The sequence below is a fragment of the Nocardioides sp. CCNWLW239 genome, assembly GCF_037137035.1.
Taxonomy (GTDB): domain Bacteria; phylum Actinomycetota; class Actinomycetes; order Propionibacteriales; family Nocardioidaceae; genus Nocardioides.
Window position 1 is genome coordinate 232651 of record NZ_JBBBNW010000002.1, and the last position, 26140, is coordinate 258790.

The 26140-nt window shown below is 69.9% G+C and carries 27 protein-coding genes; 6 read left to right on the forward strand and 21 right to left on the reverse strand.

The features are described 5' to 3' along the window. Position 1: 1 nt before the first annotated feature. Both WBG06_RS07035 and WBG06_RS07040 read right to left on the reverse strand, forming a co-directional pair. Positions 2 to 706 carry an ABC transporter ATP-binding protein gene (locus WBG06_RS07035; RefSeq protein ID WP_336735876.1) on the reverse strand — a complete coding sequence of 235 codons (705 nt, stop codon included), beginning with the start codon at positions 704 to 706 and terminating at the stop codon, positions 2 to 4. Further along, positions 706 to 1560, reverse strand: a complete 855-nt coding sequence (locus WBG06_RS07040; RefSeq protein WP_336735877.1) for an ABC transporter ATP-binding protein — start codon at positions 1558 to 1560, stop codon at positions 706 to 708. Before WBG06_RS07040 ends, WBG06_RS07035 begins: the two co-directional genes overlap by 1 nt. Positions 1561 to 1719: 159 nt before the next feature. On the opposite strand from WBG06_RS07040, the gene WBG06_RS07045 reads away from it, so the two are divergent. Then, on the forward strand, positions 1720 to 2925 hold the full coding sequence (locus tag WBG06_RS07045; RefSeq protein WP_336735878.1) for a PucR family transcriptional regulator: 1206 nt from the start codon (positions 1720 to 1722) through the stop codon (positions 2923 to 2925). Positions 2926 to 2997: 72 nt separating this feature from the next. On the opposite strand, the gene WBG06_RS07050 is transcribed toward WBG06_RS07045, so the two are convergent. The 11 genes from WBG06_RS07050 to WBG06_RS07100 all read right to left on the reverse strand — a co-directional run bounded on the left by WBG06_RS07050 (position 2998) and on the right by WBG06_RS07100 (position 13244). Further along, complete coding sequence (locus tag WBG06_RS07050; protein ID WP_336735879.1) at positions 2998 to 4086, reverse strand: acyl-CoA dehydrogenase family protein; 1089 nt, start codon at positions 4084 to 4086, stop codon at positions 2998 to 3000. Positions 4087 to 4097: 11 nt separating this feature from the next. Continuing rightward, positions 4098 to 5285: an acyl-CoA dehydrogenase family protein gene (locus WBG06_RS07055; protein ID WP_336735880.1), complete on the reverse strand. Its 1188-nt coding sequence runs from the start codon at positions 5283 to 5285 to the stop codon at positions 4098 to 4100. Positions 5286 to 5293: 8 nt separating this feature from the next. Next, entirely contained in the window at positions 5294 to 6526 is a 1233-nt protein-coding gene (locus tag WBG06_RS07060) for an acyl-CoA dehydrogenase family protein (protein ID WP_336735881.1), read from the reverse strand. Positions 6527 to 6529: 3 nt separating this feature from the next. Next, positions 6530 to 7621: a phosphotransferase family protein gene (locus WBG06_RS07065; protein ID WP_336735882.1), complete on the reverse strand. Its 1092-nt coding sequence runs from the start codon at positions 7619 to 7621 to the stop codon at positions 6530 to 6532. Continuing rightward, positions 7618 to 8253 (reverse strand): HAD family hydrolase, encoded by a 636-nt coding sequence (locus tag WBG06_RS07070; protein ID WP_336735883.1) that lies wholly within the window; start codon positions 8251 to 8253, stop codon positions 7618 to 7620. Before WBG06_RS07070 ends, WBG06_RS07065 begins: the two co-directional genes overlap by 4 nt. Continuing rightward, the gene (locus tag WBG06_RS07075) at positions 8250 to 9233 is read right to left on the reverse strand and encodes an NADPH:quinone oxidoreductase family protein (protein WP_336735884.1); all 984 of its coding nucleotides are present in this window, start codon (positions 9231 to 9233) and stop codon (positions 8250 to 8252) included. Before WBG06_RS07075 ends, WBG06_RS07070 begins: the two co-directional genes overlap by 4 nt. Then, positions 9230 to 10006, reverse strand: coding sequence for an SDR family oxidoreductase (locus tag WBG06_RS07080; RefSeq protein WP_336735885.1), 777 nt, complete (start codon positions 10004 to 10006; stop codon positions 9230 to 9232). Before WBG06_RS07080 ends, WBG06_RS07075 begins: the two co-directional genes overlap by 4 nt. Continuing rightward, positions 10006 to 10761 (reverse strand): SDR family oxidoreductase, encoded by a 756-nt coding sequence (locus WBG06_RS07085; RefSeq protein WP_336735886.1) that lies wholly within the window; start codon positions 10759 to 10761, stop codon positions 10006 to 10008. Before WBG06_RS07085 ends, WBG06_RS07080 begins: the two co-directional genes overlap by 1 nt. A gap of 58 nt (positions 10762 to 10819) precedes the next feature. Then, entirely contained in the window at positions 10820 to 11128 is a 309-nt protein-coding gene (locus WBG06_RS07090) for a hypothetical protein (RefSeq protein ID WP_336735887.1), read from the reverse strand. 123 nt (positions 11129 to 11251) lie between these two features. Beyond that, the gene (locus WBG06_RS07095; protein WP_336735888.1) at positions 11252 to 12358 is read right to left on the reverse strand and encodes a GuaB3 family IMP dehydrogenase-related protein; all 1107 of its coding nucleotides are present in this window, start codon (positions 12356 to 12358) and stop codon (positions 11252 to 11254) included. Positions 12359 to 12425: 67 nt separating this feature from the next. Further along, positions 12426 to 13244: a class I SAM-dependent methyltransferase gene (locus WBG06_RS07100; RefSeq protein ID WP_336735889.1), complete on the reverse strand. Its 819-nt coding sequence runs from the start codon at positions 13242 to 13244 to the stop codon at positions 12426 to 12428. A gap of 192 nt (positions 13245 to 13436) precedes the next feature. Here WBG06_RS07100 and WBG06_RS07105 point away from each other — a divergent pair, with 192 nt between their 5' ends. After that, positions 13437 to 14126: a winged helix-turn-helix transcriptional regulator gene (locus WBG06_RS07105; protein WP_336735890.1), complete on the forward strand. Its 690-nt coding sequence runs from the start codon at positions 13437 to 13439 to the stop codon at positions 14124 to 14126. Here WBG06_RS07105 and WBG06_RS07110 read toward each other — a convergent pair. Then, positions 14111 to 14584 carry a DUF3224 domain-containing protein gene (locus tag WBG06_RS07110; protein WP_336735891.1) on the reverse strand — a complete coding sequence of 158 codons (474 nt, stop codon included), beginning with the start codon at positions 14582 to 14584 and terminating at the stop codon, positions 14111 to 14113. The genes WBG06_RS07105 and WBG06_RS07110 overlap by 16 nt on opposite strands. 63 nt (positions 14585 to 14647) lie before the next feature. Between WBG06_RS07110 and WBG06_RS07115 the strand changes: the two genes are divergently transcribed. After that, positions 14648 to 15445, forward strand: coding sequence for a helix-turn-helix domain-containing protein (locus WBG06_RS07115; protein WP_336735892.1), 798 nt, complete (start codon positions 14648 to 14650; stop codon positions 15443 to 15445). 54 nt (positions 15446 to 15499) lie between these two features. On the opposite strand, the gene WBG06_RS07120 is transcribed toward WBG06_RS07115, so the two are convergent. Continuing rightward, the gene (locus tag WBG06_RS07120; protein ID WP_336735893.1) at positions 15500 to 16327 is read right to left on the reverse strand and encodes a helix-turn-helix transcriptional regulator; all 828 of its coding nucleotides are present in this window, start codon (positions 16325 to 16327) and stop codon (positions 15500 to 15502) included. Positions 16328 to 16445: 118 nt separating this feature from the next. Between WBG06_RS07120 and WBG06_RS07125 the strand changes: the two genes are divergently transcribed. Continuing rightward, positions 16446 to 17858 (forward strand): MFS transporter, encoded by a 1413-nt coding sequence (locus WBG06_RS07125; protein ID WP_336735894.1) that lies wholly within the window; start codon positions 16446 to 16448, stop codon positions 17856 to 17858. Between the two features lie 55 nt (positions 17859 to 17913). Here the strand turns inward: WBG06_RS07125 and WBG06_RS07130 are convergent, their stop codons facing one another. The 6 genes from WBG06_RS07130 to WBG06_RS07155 all read right to left on the reverse strand — a co-directional run bounded on the left by WBG06_RS07130 (position 17914) and on the right by WBG06_RS07155 (position 24633). Beyond that, positions 17914 to 18711, reverse strand: coding sequence for a DUF1684 domain-containing protein (locus WBG06_RS07130; protein WP_336735895.1), 798 nt, complete (start codon positions 18709 to 18711; stop codon positions 17914 to 17916). 140 nt (positions 18712 to 18851) lie between these two features. Then, positions 18852 to 20351, reverse strand: a complete 1500-nt coding sequence (gene guaB, locus WBG06_RS07135) for an IMP dehydrogenase (RefSeq protein WP_336735896.1) — start codon at positions 20349 to 20351, stop codon at positions 18852 to 18854. Between the two features lie 61 nt (positions 20352 to 20412). Then, a complete protein-coding gene (locus WBG06_RS07140; RefSeq protein WP_336735897.1) occupies positions 20413 to 21324 on the reverse strand; it encodes a GNAT family N-acetyltransferase in 912 nt (303 codons plus the stop codon). A 70-nt stretch (positions 21325 to 21394) separates the two neighbouring features. Beyond that, complete coding sequence (locus WBG06_RS07145) at positions 21395 to 22180, reverse strand: DUF1684 domain-containing protein (RefSeq protein WP_336735898.1); 786 nt, start codon at positions 22178 to 22180, stop codon at positions 21395 to 21397. 83 nt (positions 22181 to 22263) lie between these two features. Continuing rightward, positions 22264 to 22989 carry a hypothetical protein gene (locus tag WBG06_RS07150; protein WP_336735899.1) on the reverse strand — a complete coding sequence of 242 codons (726 nt, stop codon included), beginning with the start codon at positions 22987 to 22989 and terminating at the stop codon, positions 22264 to 22266. Positions 22990 to 23133: 144 nt separating this feature from the next. Beyond that, entirely contained in the window at positions 23134 to 24633 is a 1500-nt protein-coding gene (locus WBG06_RS07155; protein WP_336735900.1) for an LVIVD repeat-containing protein, read from the reverse strand. Positions 24634 to 24762: 129 nt separating this feature from the next. On the opposite strand from WBG06_RS07155, the gene WBG06_RS07160 reads away from it, so the two are divergent. Then, the gene (locus WBG06_RS07160) at positions 24763 to 25413 is read left to right on the forward strand and encodes a DUF305 domain-containing protein (protein ID WP_336735901.1); all 651 of its coding nucleotides are present in this window, start codon (positions 24763 to 24765) and stop codon (positions 25411 to 25413) included. Beyond that, positions 25410 to 26138, forward strand: coding sequence for a GH25 family lysozyme (locus tag WBG06_RS07165; RefSeq protein ID WP_336735902.1), 729 nt, complete (start codon positions 25410 to 25412; stop codon positions 26136 to 26138). The genes WBG06_RS07160 and WBG06_RS07165 overlap by 4 nt, the downstream gene beginning before the upstream one ends. Positions 26139 to 26140 lie beyond the last annotated feature (2 nt).

Sequence of the window (26140 nt, forward strand, 5' to 3'; positions counted from 1 at the left end):
CCTAGAACCCGAGATAGGCGTGGCGGAGCTGCTCGTCGGCGGCCAGCTCGGCGGCCGGCGCCGAGGCGACGACCTTGCCGAGGTTGAGCACGACGCCGTGGTCAGCGATGGACAGGGCACTTCGGGCGTTCTGCTCGACGAGCACGACGGTGAGCTCCTCGGTCTGCACCAGCCCGCGGAGCAGGTCGAAGATCTGCGCGACGACCCGAGGGGCGAGCCCCAGGGAGGGCTCGTCGAGCAGGAGGACGGTGGGCCGCGCCATCAGCGCACGGCCGATGACGAGCATCTGCCGCTCACCGCCCGAGAGCATGTGGGCGGTGGCCTCGCGGCGCTCGCCCAGACGTGGGAAGAGCTCGAAGATCCGCTCGATCGGCATCGGCTCGGACCCCGTCGCGCGGTGCAGACCGCCGAGACGCAGGTTCTCGACGACGGTCAGCTCGGCGATGACGCCGCGCCCCTCCGGGACGTGGGACAGGCCGTAGGACGTCAGCTTCTCGGTCGCGGTGCGGGTGATGTCCTTGCCGTTGAGCGTCACGCTGCCCCCGGTGGACCTGACCAGCCCGGAGACCGTGCGCAGCAGCGTGGTCTTCCCGGCGCCGTTGGCACCCAGGACCGCGGTGACCTGCCCTCTCGACGCGGTGAAGCTGACCCCGTTGAGCGCCTTGACGGGCCCGTACGCGGCGCTCAGGTCTTCGACGGCGAACATCAGGCCTCCACCTCGTCGTTGGTCGAGCCCGTCGTGACCACCGCGTGGACCTCGGCGTCCTCGTCGTCGTGCTCGACCTGGTCACCCAGGTAGGCGGCGAGGACGGCCGGGTCGTTGCGGATCTCGTCGGGTGTGCCGGCCGCGATGACGCGGCCGAAGTCGAGCACGGTGATCCGGTGGCAGACCGACATCACCAGGTCCATGTGGTGCTCGACGAGCATCACGGCGGTGCGCTCGGTCAGCCCGGTGATGATCTCGCCGAGCTCGCTCATCTCCTCCGCGCTGAGCCCGCTGGCGGGCTCGTCGAGGAGCAGCAGCTCCGGCTCGGCGACCAGGGCGCGGGCGAGCGCGACCTTCTTCCGGATCGGGTAGGGCAGGCTGCCGGGGTAACGGGCGGCGTACGACTCGATCCCGAGCTCACCGAGGACCTCGCGCGCCTTGGCGGCGAGGCGGGCGTCGTCGCGGTGGCCGAGCCCGAGCAGACCGCGTACGAAGCCGGCGCGTGCCAGCCGGTCGGCCCCGACCATCACGTTCTCGAGCACCGTCATCCGCTCGAAGAGCCCGAGGCCCTGCAGGGTCCGGGCGATGCCGTGGCCGGCGAGCTGGTGCGGCCGAAGACCGTGGATCGTCGTGCCGCGCAGTCGGAGCTCGCCCTCGGCGGGGCTGACGAAACCGCACACCACGTTGAACAGCGTCGTCTTACCGGCGCCGTTGGGGCCGATGACGCCGAGCACCTCATGGGGTGCGACCTCCAAGGAGACGTCTTCGAGGGCGCGTACGCCGCCGAACCGGACCGAGACTCCGTCGACCGCGAACAGCGGCGAGGTCGGATCGCCTTCGCCAGGCATCTGCATGGTGCTCCCTTCACCTTCTGTGACGGCTATCACTTTGGACTCTCCGCACAACCGGGGATATGGGCACTGCGCCCAAAATCTTTCAGGCGCAGCGTCTGAGATTCCCTCGTTTGCTGGCGGATACGGTGATCCGCATGGGACGCTCCGCACATGGATGTGATGCGTGACACATCTCCCGACTCGGAGCTTCGTCCGTTGGTGGAGCGTGCCTGGGCCTCCTTGGTGAGCCAGGCCGACGCCATCGCCGACGACATCACCCTCACCCTGATCGCCATCCAGCCGGAGTGGCACCGCAACGCCGACCCCTCGATCCGGGCGGACCTTCGTTCGAGCACCCGCGAGCACGTACGCCGCGGCATCCGCGCCATGGCGGGGCTCACCCCGGGCGCCAATCCGGTGGACCTGTGGCGCGAGACCGGCCGGCGGCGGGCACGTCAGGGCGTGCCTCTGGAGTTCTGTCTCAACGCCTACACCGTCGGCACCCGGATGCTGTGGGAGGCGATGGTCCACCAGCAGGCGACGCTGGGGATCGACGACCGGGTCATGGTGCTCGCCGGCCGTCAGGTCTGGACCGACCTGGACGTGCAGAACTCGGTGATGTCGGCGGCCTACCGAAGAGAGTCGGCGCTGCTGCAGCGTCGCGACCTGCAGCTCCAGGGCCGCCTGCTCGACGGGCTCGCGGAGGGCCGCGGTGGTGACCCGGCCTTCGCCGCCGAGGTCCAGGACATCCTCGGGATCGCCGCGAACGAGCAGATGGCCTGCGTCGTCGCCGCCTTCGACGGCAGCCGCGACTCACCGCTGCGCAACCCCGACGACCGGTTGGAGAAGGCCAACCTGATGTCGTTCTGGCACGTCCGCGGTGACCACCATTTCGGGCTGGTGCCGCTGGGGACGCGCCCTGTTGCCGACGCGGTCGCCGACCTGGTCGACCAGCTCGTCGGCTGCAACTCCGGCCGAGTCGGGATCGCCACCGCCGACGACCTGAGCGGGTTCGGCACCGCCTTCCAGCTCGCGACGCACACGGTCGAGACGGTGCCCCGAGGACGTACGGACATCGCGGTCGTCGACGACCGGCTCCCGCAGGTGCTCCTGACCGCGTCCCCCGCGGTCTCCCACCTGCTCGTCCGCCGCACCCTCGGCCCGATCCTCGCCCAGCCGCCGCACCAGTCCGACGTGCTGCTGGCGACGCTCCGTGCCCTCATCGCCCACGGCGGCTCCCCCACCCACGCCGCCCAGGACCTGATCTGCCACCGCAACACGGTCATTTACCGCATCAAGCAGATCCAGGACCTCACCGGCAAGAGCATCGCCGCCCCCGGCGACCGTCTCCTCCTGGCCCTGGCCCTGATGGCCCTGGAGAAGTAGTCGAGACGTCACCCGCGTCGGCCGAGCCGGCACCGAGGTGCCGGCTCGGCCGACCGGTGTGACGCCTCGGCATCAGATGTCGACCAGGGTCCCCAGGCGGTCTCGGTGGGCGCCGGGGAGGCCGTACGCGATCTGGTCGGCCTTGGCCCGCTTGAGGTAGAGGTGGGCGGGGTGCTCCCACGTCATCCCGATGCCACCGTGCAGCTGCACCGCCTCCTCGGCCGCGGTGACGGCGAGGTCGCCGCAGTACGCCGCCGCGACGTGAGTCGCGATCTCGGCCTCCTCGGCGCTCCCGACGGCCAGCGCTCCGGCGGCGTAGCGTGCAGCCGCACCGGCCCCCTCGACGTTGGTGTAGAGATCCGCGAGCCGGTGCTTGAGTGCCTGGTAGCCACCCACGATCCGGCCGAACTGGCGCCGGACCTTGAGGTAGTCCACCGTCGTGGTCAGGCACCACTGCGCCACCCCGACCTGCTCGGAGGCCATCAGCGCGGCCCCGGCGAGCAGACCGGAACGTACGCCGTCGGCACCGCGATCGGTCGTCACCACCAGCTCCCCCGCGGACGGGTCGACGAGTACGTCGGCGAGCTGGCGGGTCATGTCGAGCGAGGAGACCGGCGTGACCTTCGCCTGCGCCGCCGGGACCGCTCGTACCTCGACGCCGTCCGGCGTCCAGACCGGCACCAGGAACGTGTCCGCCTCCAGCGCGCCCGCGACAGAGCGTACGGTGCTCGAGCCCGTCCCCACCCCCGACATGACCGAGGCCGACAAGGGTGCGGCCAGGGCGGCGGTCCGTTCCCCGGATGCCAGCCCGGCGAGCAGGTCGGCACCCGCCTCGGTCGGCCCGGCCAGCAGCACCGAGGTCGCCACGACGGCGCTGGTCAGGAAGGGCACCGGAGCGACTGCCCGGCCCAGCTCCTCCAGCACCACGGCGGCCTCACGGGTGGTCGCGCCGGCGCCACCGTGGGACTCCGGGACCAGCAGCCCCGCAAGCCCGAGCTCGCCGGCGAGCCCCTTCCACAGGACCGGGGTGAGCGAGCTGTCACCGTCGTAGGCCTTGACGACCTCAGCAGGGTCGCAGCGCTCGGACAGGAACGATCTGACCGTGGCACGTAGGTCGGCGTCGAGCTCGTTGTCGAGCAGTTCGACTTCGGCTGTGCTCATCGCGGACTCCTTCATCGGGGGATGGCCTTCCAGGCAACGTCCTTGTCGACCCGGTGCTCCCCGGGGAGGCCGAGGACGCGCTCGGCCACGATGTTGCGCAGGATCTCCGAGGTGCCGCCCTCGATGGAGTTGCCCTTGGCGCGCAGGTAGCGATAGACGGCGTCGCGGCCGACGAAGTCGACGTGCTCGGGCCGGACCATGGCCCAGCCGTCGCCGTCCTCGTAGCGAAGACCCTCGTCACCGCGGAGCTCGAGGTCGAGACCGGTGAGCTGCTGGTTGATCTTGGCGAAGGTCAGCTTCATCGCCGACCCCTCGGGACCGGGCTGACCGACGGCCAGCTTCTGTCGCAACCGGGTCCCGGTCAGCCGGGCCACCTCGGACTCGACCCAGAGCTTGAGCAGCCGGTCGCGCAGCTCCGGGGTGTGGTTCTCCGGATGCTCCCGCCACGACTCGGCGACCACACCGAGCATCCCGCCCTCGCGGGGCATGGCGGCGCCGCCGATGGCGACACGCTCGTTGTTGAGGGTGGCGTTGGCGACCTCCCAGCCCTGACCGACCGCACCGAGCCGGTGGGCGTCGGGGATCCGTACGTCGGTCAGGAAGACCTCGTTGAACTCGGCCTCGCCGGTGATCTGCCGCAGCGGCCGCACCTCGACACCCGGATCGTGCATGTTGCACAAGAAGTAGGTGAGACCGCGGTGCTTCGGGACGTCCGGGTCGGTCCGGGCGACCAGGATCGCGTAGTCGGCGTTGTGGGCGCCCGAGGTCCACACCTTCTGTCCGTTGACGACCCACTCGTCGCCGTCGAGCACCGCCCGGGTCGCCAGCCCGGCGAGGTCGGAACCGGCGCCGGGCTCGGAGAAGAGCTGGCACCAGATCTCGTCGCCGCACCACAGCGGTTCCAGGAACCGCGACTTCTGCTCCGGCGTGCCGTAGGCGAGGATCGTCGGCGCGGCCATGCCGAGCCCGATCCCGTTGCGTCGCGGGTTGTTGTCGGGGGCACCGGCCGCGGCGAAGAGCTTGTCGACCTGCGGCTGCATCGCCCGGGACAGCCCCAGCCCGCCGTGGCCCTCGGGGAAGGCGACCCAGGCCAGTCCCGCCTGATAGCGAGCATGCAGGAAGGCGCTCGGCTCGGTCGTCGCGACCGGGTGCTCGGCGAGGAAGTCCTCGACGCGGCCCTTCAGCTCCTCCGAGGTCATGGGCCCGCTCACTGGCGTCCCTCCCGTCGTGCCGCCTGCTTGCGCAGCTCGGCCTTGGCCAGCGCGTTCTTGTGCACCTCGTCCGGGCCGTCGGCGAACCGGAGCGTACGGATGCCGGCGTAGGCCTTGGCCAGCGGGAAGTCCTGGGAGAGACCGCCGGCGCCGTGCGCCTGGATCGCCTTGTCGAGGATCCACTGGACGGTGGCCGGGGTGGCGATCTTGATCGCCTGGATCTCGGTGTGGGCGCCCTTGTTGCCGACCGTGTCCATCAGCCAGGCGGTCTTGAGGACGAGGAGGCGCAGCTGCTCGATCCGCACCCGCGACTCGGCGATCCAGTCCCGGATCACGCCCTGCTCGGAGAGCGGCTTGCCGAAGGCGACCCGGTCCTCGACGCGGGCGCACATCAGCTCGATCGCCCGCTCGGCGAGGCCGATGGAGCGCATGCAGTGGTGGATGCGGCCGGGACCCAGACGGGCCTGGGCGATCGCGAACCCCATGCCCTCGGCGCCGATGAGGTTCGCCGCCGGGACGCGTACGTCCTCGAAGACCAGCTCGGCGTGACCGCCGTGGTCGTGGTCGTCGTAGCCGAAGACCTCCATGCCGCGCTTGATCGTGAGGCCCGGGGTGTCGCGCGGGACCAGGATCATCGACTGCTGCTTGTGGCGCTCGGCGGTCGGGTCGGTCTTGCCCATCACGATGAAGATCTTGGCGTTGGGGTTCATCGCGCCCGTGATCCACCACTTGCGGCCGTTGAGGACGTACTCGTCGCCGTCGAGCACGATCGAGGTCTCGATGTTGGTCGCGTCGGAGGAGGCCACGGCCGGCTCGGTCATCGCGAACGCGCTGCGGATCTGCCCGTCCAGGAGCGGCTCGAGCCACTCCTTCTTCTGTGCCTCGTCGCCGAAGTCGTGCAGCACCTCCATGTTGCCGGTGTCGGGCGCGGCGCAGTTGAACGCGGCCGGCGCGAGGTGGCTGCGGCCGGTGATCTCGGCCAGCGGGGCGTACTGCAGGTTCGTCAGGCCGGCTCCGCCCTCACCCGGCAGGAAGAGGTTCCACAGGCCGCGCTTGCGAGCCTCGGCGCGGATCTCACCGAGGACCGGGACCGAGTCCCAGGCCCATGGGTCGTCCTGGGCAGCGAGCTGCTCGTGGAAGACCGACTCGTTCGGCTCGACGTACGTCTTCTGGAAGTCCCAGACCGCGGCGACGAGCTCCTCGGTCCGGGCATCGGGTGCGAAATCCATGCGTCACTTCTCCTTCATTGCAGACAGTCCCATGTCCAGGAGCGGGTGGATCCCGTCCCCGATCTTGTCGAAACCGGGCCCCACGGTCTGGCCCTTGAGGTAGCGGTAGTGGATCCCCTCGAGGATCGCGGCGAGCTTGTAGGCGGCCAGCCCGCGGTAGAAGCCGAACTCGCTCAGGTCGCGCGGGCTGGCCGCGTCGTAGCGGGCGATGATCTCGTCCTCGGTGAGCCAGCCGGGCGCGTTGCTGACGTCGGTCACGGTGCCGTCGCCGGAGACCTCCGCCATCCGCTGGTAGGTGAGCAGGATCGCCAGATCGGTCACCGGGTCGCCGAGCGTGGCCATCTCCCAGTCGACGACCGCCTTGATCTGGTCGGCCTCGTCGGTGAGTACGTTGTCGAGCCGGTAGTCGCCGTGCACGATCCCGGGACCGGTCGAGGCGGCCTCGGCGGCATCCACCCTGCGCTCCAGCAGCGCGTACAGCTCGTCGGCGGCCGGAAGATCGCGGGAGTACGACGCGTCCAGCTGCTTCTTCCAGCGCCGGACCTGCCGGGACAGGAACCCCTCCGGACGGCCGAACTCGCTCAGTCCGACCTTCGCCGGGTCGACCGCGTGCAGCGCCGCCATCACGTCGATGAGCTGCTCCGAGATCGCCCTCGTGCGGTCCGCACCGAGCGGCTCGAGCTCGCGGGCGTAGCGGTAGGGCCGGCCGTCGACCTTCTCCATCACGTAGAACGGCGCGCCGAGCACCTCCTCGTCGGCGCAGAACGCGAACGTGTGCGGCACCGGCACGTCGGTGTCGCGCAGCGCCGTGATCACGGTGTGCTCACGCTTCATGTCGTGGGCGGTGGCGAGCACGTGCCCCAGCGGCGGGCGGCGGACGATCCACTCGTGGGTGCCGTCGGAGACGGCGTACGTCAGGTTGGACTTGCCCCCGGAGATGTGGGTGGCGCTCAGCTCGGTGCCCGCGCCAGCCACGTTCTCGGCGAGCCATGGGCCCAGGCGGTCCAGGTCGAGTCCGGGCAGGGATTCGGTCGTGGTTTTCGGGGTCCCCGCGGCGCCCGGAGCGGAGCGAGGACGTCGTGGGGTGTTACTCACGCGGCACCTCCGAGTGCGGGGATCATCCGGGCGAGCGCTGCGCGGGTGCTCGCCGCGTCGGTGTGGAGCAGGGCGTCGAGACCGACCGCGCGGGCTCCGAGGACGTTGGGCTCGGCGTCGTCGATGAAGAGACACTCCTCGGCCCGGAGCCCGAGCCGGCTCAGGGTGCGTTCGAAGATCGGTGCCTCCGGCTTGCGCATCGCGACCTCCTCGGAGATCACCACGACCTCGAACAGCGCGTCGACCTGCTTGCGCGGGTAGAAGTTGCCCCAGCTGTTGGAGAGCAGGGCCAGCCGGATGCCGGCGTCGCGGAGCTCCTCGGCCAGCGCGAACATCTCCGGGTTGGGCCGCATCCCGGCGAAGAGCCGGTTCAGGACGCCTTCGGGATCGACCGGACTGCCGTCGTACGTCTCCAGGCGGGCGGCCAGGAGCCTGTCGAACTCCTTGACCGACAGCTCACCGAGCTCGAGGCGGTGGATCGGGGTGCCGGCGTCCGCGTAGCGACCCAGCCACTCCTTGAGCACCACCGTGAAGCTCTCCGGCTTGATGCCGTCGGCCTCCAGCCAGGTCCGGATCGAGTCACCGATCGGCGTGGTCAGCACCCCGCCGTAGTCGAAGATGACGGCCTTCATGCGACGTACACGACCCGTCCGACCGTGGTGCCGTCGGCAAGACGCTGCACGCCGTCGGCCACCTCGTCCAGGGACAGCTCCTCGCTGACCAGCGGCTTGATCGAGCCCTCGGCCGCCATCCGGGTGAGCTCGGCGTGGCACTCCTGGACGAGCTGGGGGCCGAGCATGTTGTAGAGGCCCCAGTGGAGCCCGACGATCGAGTAGTTCTTGATCAGGGCGTGGTTGAGCGCGGCCTCCTGGATGCGGCCACCGGCGAAGCCGATGATCAGGATCCGGCCCTCGAAGGCGATGCACTTGGTCGAACGGTCGTAGGTGTCGCCGCCGACCGGGTCGTAGATCACGTCGGCGCCCTTGCCGCCGGTGACCTCCTTGACCACCTTCACGAAGTCCTCGGTGTGGCGGTCGATGACGACATCGGCGCCGAGCTGCTTGGCCACCGCGGCCTTCTCGGGCCCGCCGACGACGCCGATCACGGTCGCGCCGGCGGCCTTGCCGAGCTGGATCGCGGCGCTGCCGACCCCGCCTGCGGCGGCGTGCACGAGCAGCGTCTCGCCGGGCTGGATGTGTGCTCGGCGATGCAGTCCGAACCAGCCGGTCTGGTAGCCGATGTAGAGGCTCGACGCCTCGGCGTCGGTGAGCGCCTCGGGGGCCGGGAACGTGGTCGCGGCGTCCATCAGCGCGAGCTCGCCGAAGCCGCCGTACGGCAGGGCTGCGCCGCCGATGACGCGATCACCGATCTGGAACCCGGCCACGTTCTCACCGAGCGCGACGATCTCGCCGCACAGCTCGACACCCGCGGTGAACGGCAGCTCGGGCTTGACCTGGTAGAGGCCACGAGCCATCAGTACGTCGGGGAAGTTGGCCGGGCTGGCCAGCACCTTCACGACCAGCTGCCCGGAGCCGGGTGTCGGGTCAGGCACCTCCTCGAGACGCATCACGTCCTTGGGCTCACCGAGCTCGTTGATCCGCCACGCCTTCATACCTGTCCCTCCACGTGCTGCCAGAGTCGGTTCATGCCGCCGAGCCACTTGTCGGTCTGTGTGGCTCGCGCGGCGTAGTAGTCACCCACCTCCGGGTGCGGGAGCACCAGGAAGCGGTCGTCCTTGGTCGCCTCCCAGGCCGCGTCGGCGACCTGCTCGGGCGACAGCGTTCCGTCACGGCCGAGCAGGCCCGCCATCTGGCCCGACCGCTCGAGCATCCCGGTCTGCACGCCCTGCGGGCAGATCGCCTGGACGACGATCCCGTGATGGCGGTAGGTCGCCGAGAGCCACTCCGCGAAGGCGACCGCGCCGTGCTTGGTCACGGTGTAGGTAGGAGCGCCGATCATCATCAGCAGCCCCGCCGCGCTCGCGGTCACCACGTAACGGCCCGCCTTCCGCTCGACCCAGTCGGGGACGAGGAGCCTCGCCGCCCTGACGTGGGCCATGACGTTGACCTCGTGCGACGCCTGCCAGTCCTCCTCGGAACAGTCCAGGCCGATGCCGCGGTCGATGCCGGCGTTTCCGTACCACGCGTCGATCTGGCCGAGGTGGTCCTTCGCCGCCTCGACCAGGCGGGCGACGCCCTCCACGGAAGCCGCGTCGCCGGCCACCGGGTGGGCGCCGATCTCCTTGGCGGTCTCGGCGAGGCGTACGTCGTCGATGTCGTTGACCACGACGCGGACGCCCTCGGCGACGAGGCGGGCGGCCAGCGCGCGGCCGATCCCGCCCGCGGCGCCGGTGACGACGGCGGTGCTGTCGGGAGCGATCGGCATCAGACGCGTCCGCCGGCGAGGGTGAGGCCGCCGTCGACGGTGACGAGCTGGCCGGTCATCCAGCCGGCGTCCTCGGAGAGGAGGAACGCGGCGGCCCCGGCGATGTCCTCGGGAGTCCCGAGGCGCTTGAGCGGGTAAGCGGCCGAGACCTCGTCCTCGCGGCCCTCGTAGAGGAGCTCGGCAAACTTGGTCTTCACGACCGCCGGGAGGATCGCGTTGACGCGTACCTTCGGGCCGAGCTCGACCGAGAGCTCCTGGGTGATGTAGCTGAGCATCGCCTTGCTCGCGCCGTAGGTGGCGATCAGCGGCGTCGGGGCCAGGCCGGCCACGGAGGAGATGTTGACGACCGCACCGCCGTGCTCGGACATCCACTGCCGCCAGACCTGCTGGGTCCAGCCGATCGGCGAGAGGCAGTTGACCTCGACCGTCTTGCGGGCCGACTCGCGGTCCATGTCGATCAGGCCGCCCGCCTTCGGGTTGATGCCCGCGTTGTTGACCATGAAGTCGGCGCTGCCGAAGGTGTCGATGGCCGCCTTGACGACCTCCTCCTGGTGCGCGGGGTCGTCGGCCTTCCCGGCGATGCCGAGGGCCTTCGTCTTGCCCCCGAGGGACTCGACCGCCTCCGCCAGCGCCTCGGGCTTGCGTGCGGTGATGACGACCCTCGCCCCCTCGTCCACCAGGCGCTGGGCGATGCCCAACCCGATCCCCCGACTGGCCCCGGTGATGATCGCCGTACGTCCCTCGAACCTCGACATGCTCAATCCCTCGTCTGTGCTCGGCTAATCTAAGCGCTCGCTTAGGTGGTGGTGACCGTCACTCTACGGGGTAGCCCAAGAACATGGAAGGTCGATGTCCAAGCAATGCCGAGAAGTCACCCGCGCCGGCCGAGGCGTCGCGTAGGTCGGGCGAGGCGTCAGGCGCGTCGGCCGAGCCGTCACGTACGTCGGGCGAGCCGTCACGTACGTCGGGCGAGGCGTCACGTACGTCCGGCGAACCGTCGCGTACGTCGGGCGAGCCGTCACGTACGTATGACGAGGCGTCACTCCGGTCGGCCGAGTGGTCACGACGGTGACGCCTCGGCCGACCGGAGCGACTTCTCGGCAGCCGCCCCCAAAGCCGCACCGCGAACCGTCACGCAAACAGGCCGAGACGTCACCAGGGTGACGTCTCGGCCTGCGGGAGCGACCTCTCGGCCTGCGTAGGTGACCTCTCGGCCTGCGTAGGTGACCTCTCGGCGCCGGCGGGTCAGCCGACGACGACCTCGATCCGCTGGAACTCCTTGAGATCGGTGTAGCCGGTGGTGGCCATCGCGCGCTTGAGGGCGCCGACGAGGTTCATGGTGCCGTCGGCGACGTGGGACGGCCCGAAGAGGACCTCCTCGAAGGTGCCGACGGGCGAGAAGGCGACGCGCTCACCGCGGGGCAGGTCGGCGTGGTGGGCCTCGTTGCCCCAGTGGAAGCCCTTGCCGGGAGCGTCCGTCGCACGCGCGAACGGGCTACCCACCATGACCGCGTCGGCACCGCAGGCGATCGCCTTGGCGATGTCACCGGAGCGGCCGACGGCGCCGTCGGCGATGACGTGCACGTAGCGGCCGCCGGACTCGTCGAGGTAGTCGCGGCGCGCGGCGGCGACGTCGGCGACGGCGGAGGCCATCGGCACCGCGACACCGAGCACGGTCCGGGTGGTGTGGGCCGCGCCGCCGCCGAAGCCGACGAGGACACCGGCCGCGCCGGTGCGCATCAGGTGGAGCGCGGCCTGGTAGGTCGCGCAGCCGCCGACGATGACCGGCACGTCGAGCTCGTAGATGAACTCCTTGAGGTTGAGCGGCTCGGCCTGCGAGGAGACGTGCTCGGCGGAGACGGTGGTGCCGCGGATGACGAAGAGGTCGACGCCGGCGTCGACGACCGCCTTGGCGAACTCCTTGGTGCGCTGCGGGGAGAGCGCGCCGGCGACGGTGACACCGGAGGCGCGCACCTCGCGCAGCCGCTCGGTGATCAGCTCGGCCCGGATCGGGGCCTCGTAGATCTCCTGCAGTCGCCGGGTCGCGTCCACTCCGCTCAGCGAGGCGAGCTCGTCGAGCAGCGGCTGCGGGTCGTCGTAACGGGTCCACACGCCCTCGAGGTTGAGCACACCCAGCCCGCCGAGCTTGCCCATCGCGATCGCGGTCGACGGCGACATCACCGAGTCCATCGGCGCCGCGATCAGCGGGATGTCGAAGCGGTAGGCGTCGATCTGCCAGTCGGTGCTGACCTCGGTGGTGTCACGGGTGCGCCGCGACGGCACGATCGCCACGTCGTCGAAGGCGTACGCCCGTCGTGCTCGCTTGGCCCGGCCGATCTCGATCTCAGTCACACGACGGATTGTTCCACGGGACCGGATCGAGATCGGAAAGCACGCCCGACCTGGACCGATGACGAGGCTAGCTGCGTACCGCGGTCAGCAGCAGGTACTCCCAGCTCATCGTCCCCGCGGAGAGGTAGCGGTCCCCCAGCTCGGCGAGCGCGGCGTCGAGCTCCGCAGTCCGGGACGCGTCGTCGGCGATCCCGCGGTAGGCGACGATCGTCGGTCCGTAGCAAGCCTTGAAGAAGTCCCGGAACTCCGCCCCGGTGGCGAACGAGTCGATGTCGACCACACGCTTCTCCGCCTGGACGGAGGTCACCGCGTCCCCGAGCAGACCGCGTACGTGGGTCTCGTCGCCCCACCGAGGCGGCGGCTGCGCCCCCTCGGGCGGGGGCGCCATGAACGGCTTCATCGTCGCGAACATCTGGCCGATGAAGCCCTCCGGGGTCCAGCTGACCAGCCCGATCCGGCCGCCCGGCCGCACCACCCGGAGCAGCTCCCCGGCAGCCTTCTCGTGGAACGGCGCGAACATGATGCCGACACAGGACATGGCGACGTCGAACGCGCCGTCGTCGAACGCCAGCGCCTCGGCATCGGCGACGCGCCAGGTGATCGAGTCGGCACCGGCCGCCTCGGCCTGGGACTGCCCGATCTCGAGCAGCTCCGGCGTCAGGTCGCTCGCGGTCACCTCCGCCCCGGCCAGGGCGGCAGGGATGGCCGCGTTCCCGGTGCCGGCGGCGATGTCGAGTACGTGGTCGCCCGGCCCGATCTCACAGGCCTCGACGATCACCTGCCCGAGCTCGGGGATCAGCTCGTCGGCGACCCGGGCATAGTTGCCCAGGCCCCACATCGCGCGGTGCCGGGCCTTCAGGTCAGGTGAAGCGGGTGCTGCGGTCATGTCGTCCTCCAAGACGTCGACCCGAGAGGTGATCTGGAGACTCCAGCCTCACCGGCCCGGCCGCCGCCCGGATAGTGCCGGATCTGAACCCCCACCGCTTCTGAATCTGTACCAGTCCCCCGCCCTTGCCACCCGCCCCCATCAGCGGTCTACTGAACGCAGGGATCTCGGGCTGCGCGAGGAGGCGGTCCGGTGGCGGGATACGGCCAGTTCTGTCCGATGGCGAAGGCCATGGAGGTGCTCGACGAGCGGTGGACGCTGCTCGTCGTCCGCGAGCTGCTGCTCGGCAGCACCCACTTCAACGAGCTGCGCCGCGGCGTGCCGAAGATGTCTCCGGCCCTGCTCTCCAAGCGCCTGCGCACCCTGGAGCGCGCGGGCATCATCCAGCGGCGCGGCGAGGGGCAGCGTACGTCCTACCACCTCACCGACAGCGGCCAGGAGCTCGCCACGGTGGTGACCGCGCTCAACGAGTGGGGTGCCCGCTGGGTCGGCTCGCTGGGTCAGGCAGACCTCGACCCCCACCTGCTCTTCTGGGACATGCGCCGCACGATCCCGATCGAGGTGTGGCCGCGGCAGCGCACGGTGGTCGAGTTCCGCCTCACCGACGTCGACCCGAAGGTCGCCCGCTGGTGGCTCGTGGTCACCGGCGACCAGGCCGAGGTCTGCGACTTCGACCCCGGCTTCGAGGTCGACGCCCGGCTCACCTGCGGCCTGCGTACCCTCACCGAGATCTGGCGCGGCGACCTCGCCTGGCCGATGGCGCTGCGCGCCGAGATGGTCACCATCAGCGCCACCGAGGACGTGCGCAGCGCCCTGCCAGCCTGGCTCGGTCAGTCCTCCGCCGCCCGGGTCCCCCGCCCGCGCGCTCAGCTCCAGTCGTAGGAGAGCACGAGGCCGTACGCCTCCCCGCCACCCTCCTCGGAGAGCACCATGTCCGCCTCGCCGACGAGGCCCTCGAGGCCGCCGGTGCCGAGGCCGGGGATGATCGTGAGGTGCGAGCGGACGGTCTTGTCCGCGTACGTCCCGCTGATCCGCCACACGCAGGAGCCCTCCTGGCCGGCGATGGAGCCGGTGAACTGCTCGTACGCCTCGAAGACCGCGCCACCGGCGGGGTTGCCGTAGGCACCGATCATCCTTGCTGTGCCCTTGCCCTCGATCTCCCCGGCGTAGGTGTAGTCGGTCTCGGCCGTGGTCAGGCCGCGCGTGGGGATGTAGACGTCGTCGCCCATCCGGGTGCCCTCGCCGTCGATGTCGACGTAGGCCTCCTCGTGCCAGCGCGCGACGCTCATCGTGGTGCTCGCCTTGTTCCCGTAGGTCGTGTCAGTGTTCTGTTCGGTCATGGCACCAGCCTCCTCTGGGAGGAGCGGCGCGGGATTGAAGGAACGCGCCATATCGTTGGCGGCATGGCTGGCCAGGTGGAGAGCAAGGGCTACCCGGATGCGATCGTGCGCCCGGTGACCGCGGCGCGGACGATCACGACAGAGCGGTTCGCGGTCTCGGCGGCGTTGTCGGGACACGTCGACTACCACTGGTACGTCGGCTGGGACCTCGAGCAGCCGCACGACCAGCAGGTCATCCCGCAGCCGCGGATCCACCTCGCCGCCGAGGACGGCCGGCTGCTGGTCCACGGCATCGGCCGCCGCCCCTTCGTCCGGCACCTGACCGGCCGCGGCCACACGCTCGGCGTCTCCTTCCTCCCCGGCCTGTTCCGCCCGGTGCTCGGCAGCCGGGTCAGCGCGATCACCGACCAGGTGGTCCCGGCGGAGGAGCTGCTCGGGGTCGACGACCGGCCGGCCGCAGCCCGGATCCTCTCCGCGACGGATCCCGCCGAGATGGCCGCCGCGATGGAGTCCTACCTCCTGGAGGTCGGCCTTCCCCACGACCCCGTCGCGGAGGACGTACGCAGCTGGACGGCCCTCGCCGAGGACGACCGCTCGATCACCCGTGCCGAGCAGCTCGCCGACCGCGCCGGCCTGAGCCTGCGGTCGCTGCAGCGTCTGTTCAGCGACTACGTCGGGATCGGCCCGAAGTGGGTCGTGCAGCGGTTCCGCGTGCTGGAGGTCGCCGCACGCGCCCACTCCGGCGACGTCGACTGGGCCGCGGTCGCCGCCGAGCTGGACTTCAGCGACCAGGCCCATCTGGTGCGCACCTTCCGCGACGTCGTGGGTGCTCCCCCGGCGACGTACGCGAAGGACCTGTAGAGGTTGTGAAGCCGAGAGTGACCCATGGACCACTCTCAGCTTCACAACCCGCGATCACAACCCGCGCGCGAGGAGCTCGAGGGCGTCGGCGGCGGGGCTGCCGGGCTCAGCGTGATAGAGGCACATCCGGTGGCTGGTCTCGGGCATCACCGGCGCCTCGTACTCGAGATCGAACCGGCCGACGAGCGGGTGCTGGAACTTCTTGACGCCGTAGCCGCAGTCGTTGACGGGGTGCTGCGCCCACAGCTCGGCGAACTCGTCGCTCTTCTGGGTGAGCTCGCCGACCAGGCAGCTGAGCTGGTGGTCGGCGGGGTGGAGCCCGGAGGAGTAGCGGAGGAAACCGACATGGGAGTAGGCGGTGGCGGCCTGCTCGACCCACAGGTCACGCCCTCCTGGTTCCAGGAAGAAACGCCTGGTCAGATTGGGCCGGTTCTCGACGTCGTCGGGCTGCTCGAAGGGCAGCTCGGGGGCGACGAGGAGGTGGCCGAGCCGGTTCCAGGCGAGCACATCGTTGCGGTGGTCGATCAGCAGCGCAGGACCGGGCGCGGCGCGGATCAGGCGCACCGTGCTCGGCCGGGGCCGCTCGACGCGGTAGCGGGCCGGCGCCGCCGTCTCCGGGCGAGCGAGTCGACGCAGATGGTCGTGCTCCTCGGCGCTCAGCCGCAGCGCCCGGGCGAGCGAGTCGATCACGGCGTCGGAGGCGTTGTGATGGTCGGCCTGCTCCAGCCGGGTGTAGTAGGTCGGCGAGACGCCGGCCAGCATCGCCAGCTCCTCCCGTCGCAGTCCTGGGACGCGGCGGGCGCCGTAGGACACCAGTCCGGCATCTTCGGGGCTGATCGCCGCCCGGCGGCTGCGCAGGAACTCTCCGAGCTCGGTCGTCATGGTCCCTATAGTGCCGCCGCGCCGGGATTTCTTCCTGACCCTGTCAGTGCTAGGCAGACGGATGGGTGGCAGGACAGGTGTCTGGTTGACGTACGCCGATCAGACGACCGTTGTGGCCATGACCACGACACTCCACGCCGAGCCCGTACGCGAGGCCGGCATGACCCGCGGGCAGCTGCTGGTGCTCCTGCTGCTGCTCGCCTCCCAGTTCACCCTCACCGTCGACTTCTCGATCCTGAACGTGGCACTGCCGACCGTCGGCGCAAGCCTCGGCTTCGCCGAGGCCGACGTCCAGTGGATCGCCACCGCGTTCGCGCTGTGCGCGGCCGGGTTCACCCTGCTCTTCGGTCGGATCGGCGACTATGTCGGCCGACGCCGGGTCTTCATGATCGGCATGGTCGCGCTCGGCGCCGCCTCGCTGCTGGGCGGGATCGCGACGTCACCCGAACTGCTGCTCACCGCCCGGGTCGCGCAAGGTCTGGCAACCGCTGCCGTCACCCCGGCCGCGCTCTCGTTGCTCACCGTCTCCTTCCCCGAGGGACCGCTCCGACAGCGCGCCCTGGGCCTGAACAGCGTCGTGATGTCGACCGGGTTCACCGCTGGAGCGGTGCTGGGAGGCGTGCTCACCGACCTGTTGTCGTGGCGCTGGGCCTTCCTGGTCAACGTGCCGATCGCCCTGCTGGTGGTCGCCGTCGCTCCGTTCGTGCTGCGCGACTCCGGTGACCGGGAGCGCTCGCGGCTCGACCTTCCCGGCGCCGTGCTGGTGACCTCGGGGCTGCTGGCGCTCGTCTACGGCGCGACCCGCCTGGGCGAGGCCGGCATCACCGATGCATGGGGGCTGGGCTCGATCGGCGTCGCGGCGGTCCTGCTGGTCGCCTTCTGGAAGGCCGAGTCCACCCACCCGCACCCGCTGGTGCCGCTGCAGATCCTCACCCGCCGCACCATCGGCTTCGGCAACATCGCCGGTTTCGCGACCTTCGCCTTCGAGTCCTCGCTGGTCTTCGTGCTGACGATGTACCTCCAGCACATCCTCGGGCTCGACGCCCTGCAGACCGGTCTGATGCTCGTCGCGATGGGGCTGGGCGCGATCGTCGGCGGCTCGGTCGGACCTCGGTTCATCGAGGCCTTCGGGGTGCGCAACACCGTGGCGGGCGGGCTCGCCCTGCAGGCGGTCACCACCGGCGTACTCGTCCTGCTCGGGCCCTCGGTCGGCTGGCTGTGGTTCCTCGGCCTGATGAACTTCGTCGGCGCCATCGGCCACGTCGCCGCGATCGTCGGATTCATGGTCGCCGCCACCTCCGGGCTGCCCGATCACGAGCAGGGTCTGGCCACCGGGCTGGCGATGATGACCCAGCAGGTCGCCATCGCGCTCGGCATCCCGATCATGTCCACTGTCGCCACCGCCGCGGGCGGCATCGCATCGCTCGGGGGACTGCAGGTGGCGATCGGCGTCAATGCCGTGCTCGTCCTGATCGCCGCACTGTTGGTGGCCGGCGGGCTCCCCTCGCGGCGCCCGGCCGCTGTCCTCTGAGGGGTTGTGAAGCCGAGAGTGGTCCATGGGCCACTCTCGGCTTCACAACCTGCCGTCAGGAGGGCTTCTTCTCCCCTGCCTCGACCGCGACCGGGAGGTGGTTGCCCGGAGGAGGGAGCGGGCAGGTGGCGTGGGCCGTGTAGGCGCATGGGAGGTTGGTCGCGCGGTTGAAGTCGACGACCACGTCTCCTCCCTCGTCGGGTGCGTCGACGGACAAGGAGCGGTTGGCCCCGTACGTCGTCCTGCCGGAGGTCTCGTCGCGGAAGAGCACGTGCAGCGAGCCCGGAGCGGAACCCGGGAAGGCGGTCAGGCGATGCACCGCACCGTCGATCTCGAGCTCGATCTCGCCGACCGCGCCGTAGACGAACTCCAGGCCGTCGACGACCGATCCCACGGTGGTCGGCACCGGCGCGTCGTAGGCGACGAAGCGGCCGCGGATCGCCCATCGCGGGTCCGGTGCGTAGGCCTCGGTGCCGCGGTAGCCGGTCAGGACCGGGTTGTCGGGGTGGCGCGGGCGGATGATGTCGCTGCCGCCGCGCTTGGCGATCTCCACCGCCGCGTCGCCGAACCTGGCGGTGATCCCGCCGCCCTCCTCGATGATGCCGAAGGAGTGTCGACCGGTGAGCGGCGTGCCGTCGACGAGGAGCGTCTCGCCCTCACCCAGCGACACGACGACACCGTCGGGGCCGGTGGACCAGGCGCCGGGCACGTCGTCGTACGTCTCCGGCTCCTCGGCCAGCCAGCGGATCGAGGTGATCGCGAGGAAGCCGTGGGCCGACGCCCGCCTCTGCTCGTGCTCCTCGTGCCACGTCGCCCATTCCTGCGCGAAGCTCTCGGTGTCGATGACGGTCATGGGTCCTCCCGGAAGGTTCAGAATGCCGACTCGTGCCGACGTCGGATTGAACTCCGACCGGAGCGGCTTCGTGCCCGAAAAGACCACTTCGTGATGAAGCCGTCATGTGAGACGCGGATCTCGCCTCACAGACAGCGGCCTCAGACGTGGTAGTTGGGTGCCTCGGCGGTGACCTGGACGTCGTGGGGGTGCGACTCCTTGAGCGAGGCGGAGGTGATCCGCATGAAGCGGCCCTTCTCCTGCAGCTCGGGGATGGTGCGCGCGCCCACGTAGAACATCGTCTGGTGGAGACCACCGGTGAGCTGGTGGGCGACGGTGGCCAGCGCGCCCTTGTAGGCGACCTGACCCTCGACGCCCTCGGGGACGATCATGTCGTCGTCGGTGACCTCGGCCTGGAAGTAGCGGTCCTTGGAGAACGACTTCTTGCCGCGCGACGACATCGCGCCCATGGAGCCCATGCCGCGGTAGGCCTTGAACTGCTTGCCGTTCATGAGGACGAGGTCGCCGGGGGTCTCCTCGGTGCCGGCGAGCATCGAGCCGAGCATCACCGTGTCGGCGCCGGCGACGATGGCCTTGCCGATCTCGCCGGAGTAGCGCAGGCCGCCGTCGGCGATGACCGGGACGCCGGCCGGCTTGCAGGCCAGGGAGGCCTCGTAGACGGCCGAGATCTGCGGCACGCCGACACCGGTGACGACGCGGGTGGTGCAGATCGAGCCGGGGCCGACGCCGACCTTGACCGCGTCGGCGCCCGCGTCGACGAAGGACTGGGCACCCTCGCGCGTGGCGACGTTGCCGCCGATGACCTGGACATGCTTGGTGGCCGGGTCGGTCTTGAGGCGGCGAACCATGTCGATGAGCATGCGTACGTTGCCGTGGGCCGTGTCCGCGACGAGCACGTCGACACCGGCCTCGATGAGCGTGGTGGCCCGGTCCCAGGCGTCGCCGAAGTAGCCGATCGCGGCACCGACGAGCAGACGGCCCTGGGCGTCCTTGGAAGCGTCGGGGAACTGCTCGGACTTCACGAAGTCCTTGACGGTGATCAGGCCGGTGATGCGGCCGTCGGTGTCGACCAGCGGAAGCCGCTCGAGCTTGTGCTGGCGCAGCAGCTTGGTGGCCTCCTCGCGGGCGATGTCCGCGGGGCCGGTGATGAGATCCTTCGAGGTCATCACCTCGTTGACCTTGGTGGTCGCCCACTCCGCGACCGGGGTGAACCGCAGGTCGCGGTTGGTGATGATGCCGATCAGCTTCTGGTCGACGTCGACCACGGGGAACCCGGAGATCCGGTATTCGCCGGCGAGCTTGTCGAGCTGCTCCAGCGTCGCGTCGGGGCCGATGGTCACCGGGTTGGAGATGATCCCGGTCTGGGTGCGCTTGACCAGGTCGACCTGGTAGGCCTGGTCCTCGATCGACAGGTTGCGGTGGAGCACGCCGATGCCGCCCTGACGGGCCATCGCGATCGCCATCCGCGACTCGGTCACGGTGTCCATCGCCGCGGAGATGAGCGGGACCCGGAGGTTGATCTCACGGGTCAGCCGGGAGGTCGTATCGATGTCCGACGGCGCCAGATCCGAGTACCCAGGCATCAGGAGTACGTCGTCGTAGGTGAGGCCGAGCGTCGCGAACTTCTCCGGGATCTCCATGAAGAGATTCTACGTTCAGGCTCCGGCGTGACCGAAAACGCCAGGCGTCATCCCGGCGAAGTCACGTCTGCAGCGGCTTCAGATCCCGCACCGGAACCTTGACGGTCAGCAGATCTCCCGCCATCCGGATGCGCCCGCGCATCCCGGCGGCGAGGACCATGGGCAGGACCGCCTGGTTGTCGGACTGGGTGGTGAGCAGGATCTCGTCCGCCCCGAGCATGTGCGCGAGCTTGGCGGTGTCGACGAGCAGCCGGGTGCCGATGCCGCGACGCTGCCAGGCCGGGTCGACGCGCAGGTTGATCACCCGCACGTGCTCGTCGTCCTCGGTCGGGGCCAGGACCTCGCCGATGCCGACGGCGACCCCGTCGATGAGCGCGGTCACGGTCTCGCCGGTGACGACGAGGTCGGGGGTGCTTCCGGTGCCGAGACGGCGTACGGGCGGGGTGGTGCCGATCGCCGCCGACTCACGGCTGCGGTCGAGGACGTCGTTGACCAGGTCGGCCATCGCGGCGCCGCGGGCGTGCTCGGTCGCGGTGAAGGGGGCGGTGCGGTGGAGCTGGACGTCGACATCGGCGACCCGCAGCTCCATGGTGTCGTGGACGACCCCGGGCGGCGCCTCTGCCTCGGCGTCGAAGAGCTGGGCGACCACCTCCGGGAACGACATCGGCCGCTCCAGCACATGGCGTGCGGCCTGGACGTAGCGCGTCGGCTGGTCGGCGAGGGCAGCCTCGTTGGCGGGCTGGATCACCATGTCGCACCCACCCGCCGAGGCCAGCAGCTCGGCCACCCGCAGGTCGCTCCATCCCGGTGGCGTACGCAGCACGAACTCGTCGGTCACCTCGTCCAGCCCGGGGAAGATCTGCATCCCCAGGATGTTGACCCCGGCCTCACCGCAGCGCTGAGCCAGCGCCGCCAGCGTGCCCGGTCGGTCCGGCAGCGTCGTACGCACTCTCCACAACATCGTCCCCGCCATGCGCCTAGTCTGCCTGTTCGGTTGTTTCTGGTCCGTTTCTCACGGTTAAACCTTCGACGCGGTGCGGCGATCAGTCCGCGGGCGGACGCGGCGGAGTCATCTCGCCCGCCTCGACGAGCACGTCGATGTGGTTGCTCGCGGGCGGGAGCGGGCAGGTGGCGTGGATCGTGTAGGCGCAGGGCATGTTGGCCGCGCGGTTGAAGTCGAGGATCGCCACCCCGTCGACGGGCGGCTCGACGGCGAGCTGGCGGCAGGCGGCGTACGTCGTCACTCCGCTGGTCTCGTCGGTGAACAGCAGCCACAGCTCGTCGTCGCCGCCGTCGAAGGCGATCAGCCGCTGCGGGCGTCCGCCCACCTCGAACGCCACCTCCCCCACGGCGTCGATGATGCTCGAGCGGCCTTCGACGACCGAGCCGACCGAGATCGGGCGGCTCGTCTCGTAGGCCGTGAAAGCCGCGGTGATCTGCCACGACGGGTCCGGATCGTACGTCGGCGTGCCGGTGTAGTCGCGCAGGAACGGGCCGTCCGGCTGCCGTGGCCGGAGCACCGGCGTACCGAACCGGTCGGCGACCTCGACCGTCCCGGAGTCGAAGGTGGCGATCACCCCGACCGGATCGACGTGACCGAAGACGTACCGTCCGGCAATGGTCGTGCCCCCGAGCTCGAGCCACTCACCCGCTCCCAGCTCGACGACCGCACCCTCGGGACCGTTGGACCACACCCCCGGGATCCCGGGGAACCGCTGCGGCCTGGACCCCAGCCAGTGCAGCCCGGTGATCGCCAGAAAACCCTCGGGACTTCTCAGCTCGGCCTCCCGCTCGTCGCGCCAACGCTGCCAGGCCTGCTCGAAAGTCACGCGCCGCACTCTACAAAGATCTGCGATGCCAGGTCTTGCAATAGTCGCCGACTTTTACCCTGGGCGTCACCGTCAGCCCGCCGTCAGCCCGCGGTCACCCGTCCGCGCGCCAGCCCGATCAGGCGGATCGCGCCGCGAGCCGCGGTGGCCAGGAGGAGGTACCAGATCGCGGCCACGACCAGCAGCGGGACGATCAGGTGGTTGCGCTCCTCGAGCGCCCGGACGACCCCGAGCAGGTCGGTGATCGCGAGCACCGAGACCAGGCTGGTCGCCCGGAGCGTCGTCACGAGCACGTCACCCAGCGCGGTGAGCCGGTCGCCACCGGGGAGGGCCCTGGCCGCGTACGCTCCCATCGCCGGTGCCAGCCCCGCGATCGCCGCGAGGGCCGGCGTGACCTGCCGCATCGCGTCGATGTGCACCCCCGGGATCCCGAAGGTGATGTCGGGGAAGACCAGCGCGATGTTGCTCCACAGCAGCAGCTGGACGAGCACCGGGATGCTGCCGAAGACCCAGACGTACGCCGCGGCGAACCCGCACAGCAGCGGGTTGCCCGATCGCGTCATCCTGACCACGGCGACTCCGATCACCACCGCCAGCGCGAAGACCAGCGTGGTCAGTCGGACCGTGAGCCAGACCCCGGCGAGGACGTCCGGGTGGAGGAGGTGGTCGACGACCTCGCGCGGGAGCAGGTTCTCGTTGGTCACCAGGCTCCACAGGAGCCTGAGCAGAGCGAGGCCGACGAGGGCAGCGATCGCCCACTCGACAATGTTGGTCTCGACACGCTTCTCGTCGGCAGCGGTCTCGGTCATCGGGGTGAACCCTGGCGTCACCTGGTGACCGGGAGGTTGCGGCCAGCTGGTCATTCACTGAAATCGCCGAGTCGGCGCATCCCGCCCCTCTTGCTCGCTTCGCTTCGCAAGGTACGGGGCAAGATGCGCCGACTCGGCTAACTCTCAGTAGGAAGGCTGGGCCTGGACGTTCAGCTCGTCGAACCTGACCTTCTTCGCCGAGGCGACCCGCGGGTCCCGCAGGTCGAAGACGTCGAAGCCGCGCTGGATCTCGTTGGAGTAGATGTAGCCGTTGTAGTAGTAGGTCGACCACGCACCGGCGATGGTCGTCGTGTCCTCGAAGGGACCGCGGTCGAACCAGGCGATCTCCTTCGGGTTGGCCGAGTCGGTGAAGTCGTAGACGGAGATGCCGCCCTGGTACCAGGCCTGGACCATGATGTCCTTGCCCTTGACCGGGATCAGCGAGCCGTTGTGGGCGACGCAGTTCTCGGTGTTGGACTGGGTGCGCGGGATCTTGTAATAGGACTTGAAGACCAGGTCGGAGCCCTCGATGTCGTAGATGCCGTTGGCGCCCTTCTCGGGACCGACCTCCGGGTTGCACTCGGGCCCACCGCCACCACCGAGCTCGTCGGTGAAGACCACCTTGGTGCCGGTGTTGTTGAACGTCGCCGAGTGCCAGAACGCGAAGTTCTCGGTGTCCCGGACCCGCTCGGTCACGACCGGGTGCTCGCGGTCGGAGATGTCCATCAGGATGCCGTCGCCCATGCACGCACCCGCCGCGATGTCCTTGCTCGGGTAGGTGGTGATGTCGTGGCAGCCGGCGGTGTTGGTGTAGCCACCGTCGGGGAAGAGCACCGGCTCGTTGACCACCGCGGCGGTCTCCGGCGTCTTCGTCGGGATCTTCACGATGCTGATCTTGTCGTGCGGTCGCTGGCAGTCGGGGAACTCGTCGCGGGGACCGTAGGACGAGACGTACGCATAGACGGTCTTGCCGTCCTTGCTCGGCGCCAGCGAGTGGGTGTGGGAGCCGCACTTGGTCTCGACCGCAGCGACATAGGCCGGCTGCGCCGGGTTGCTGATGTCGAAGACCCGGATGCCCTCCCAGGACTCCTTGATCGCCGCCGACTGGGCGACGTTGTCGCAGGTGTTGTTGCTGCGGCTGGAGTCGACGGAGAGGACGAGCAGGTCGCCGTAGACCGAGATGTCGTTCTGCGAGCCCGGGCACACGACCTGGGTGACCAGCTTGGGCTTGTGGGGCTTCTTGATGTCGATGACGTTGAAGCCGTTGTAGTTGCCGGCGAAGGCGTAGTGCCCCTGGAAGGCCAGGTCGCTGTTGAGCGCGCTCGTCGGCGCGAACGCCCCGGACTTGGGGATGTTCGCGATCAGGTTCAGGTTGGGCGTGCCCTCGGCCTCGCCGGCCTCCACGACCGGGTTGTTGACGCCGAGCTTCGCGATGTCGTTGCCCGGCGCGCAGGCCGAGGCGAAGTTGTCGCCGGCCGCAGCCAGGACCTTCTTCTCAGCCTCGGTGCAGCTCGGCTGAGGGGCGGCTTTCTGGGAGCCGTGCGAGTGGGACTCGTCGGCCGAGGACGGGGCCGCGACGGCCAGCCCTCCGGCGACGATCATGGCCGATGCGACTCCGGCCAGGATGTGGATAGGACGTCTCATGCGGGGTCGCCTTCCGAGTCGACTGCCGTGAGGACAAACCACGGGCTCGTCGATTCTAGGGAAATTCTGTTCCATGGTCGGCGAAATTGAATATGTTGACTCCCTGCGTACGCCTCGGAAGGCAGGTCCATGCGGAAACTCGGTGTCCTCACCGCTGCACTCGCTCTGCTGCTCACCGGCTGTGCCGACGACCAGCCCACCCACGCCGGCCACGAGCCGAGCGCCGCGGGATCGACCCAGTCGGCGCCCGTCCTGCAACCGGGGGCTCCGGGTGAGTCCGCGGCAACGATCGGGCCTTCGGATGCACCTGCCGACGCGGAGTGGAACCAGACCGACGCCACCTTCGTCACGATGATGATCCCGCACCACGCCCAGGCGTTGGAGCTGACCGAGCTGGCCGGCTCCCGCGCGGCCAGCGACGAGGTGAAGTCGCTGGCCAGGAGCATCTCCGCGGCTCAGGGGCCGGAGATCGTCTCGATGAGCGGATGGCTCCAGGCCCGCGGCCTCGAGGTGCCCGCCGCCGACGACCTGCCGGACCACGCAGGCATGCCGGGCATGCTCACCCCCGAGCAGATGGACGAGCTCGGAGCGGCTCGGGGCGAGGAGTTCGACCGGCTCTTCCTGACCCGGATGATCGCCCACCACGAGGGTGCCCTGGAGATGGCCGCACCCGTGCTCAGCAAGGGCAGCGACACGCTCGCCACGGAGATGGCGCAGGACGTCGAGGCCTCTCAGAAGACCGAGATCGGGATCATGCAGAAGCTGCTGGAATCGCGGTGAGGCGCCTCCCCGTCGCGGCCGGGATTGTCGCCGCCGCCATCGTGGTTCTCGTGCTGCTGGTCTACACCGGCGTGCTCATGCCCACCCGGCTGTTCGCCGCGAGATACGACGTACGCGGCATCGATGTCTCCCACCACAACGGCACCGTCGACTGGGCGCAGGTCGCCGAGCAGGACATCGACTTCGCCTGGCTCAAGGCGACCGAGGGGTCGGCCCACGTCGACACGCGCTTCGCGGCCAACTGGGCCGGGGCCCGGGAGGCCGGGATCGCGACCGGCGCCTACCACTTCATGAGCTTCGAGAGCCCGGGCGCCGACCAGGCCCGCAACATGATCGCCCACGTCCCTCGTGTCGCCGGCACGCTCGCTCCCGTCGTCGACCTGGAGCCCTACGGATCCTTCAAGGGCAACCTGCCGCCCGCGACCGAGGTGCGGGCCATCCTCGATCCGCTGCTGGATGCGCTCGAGGACCACTACGGCATCGCGCCGATCATCTACACCACGCCGACGGCCTACCGCGCCTTCCTGGTCGACCGCTATCCCGACAACCCGATCTGGTTCCGATCGGTCGCCTGGCCGCCTCGGGTGCCGGACGGAAGATCGTGGACCATCTGGCAATACTCCAGTCGTGACCGGCTCGACGGCGTCGGCAGCGACGACGAGGCGTACGTCGACATGAACGTGCTCTCGGACGACGACGACCTCGCCGACCTCACCATCCGCTGACC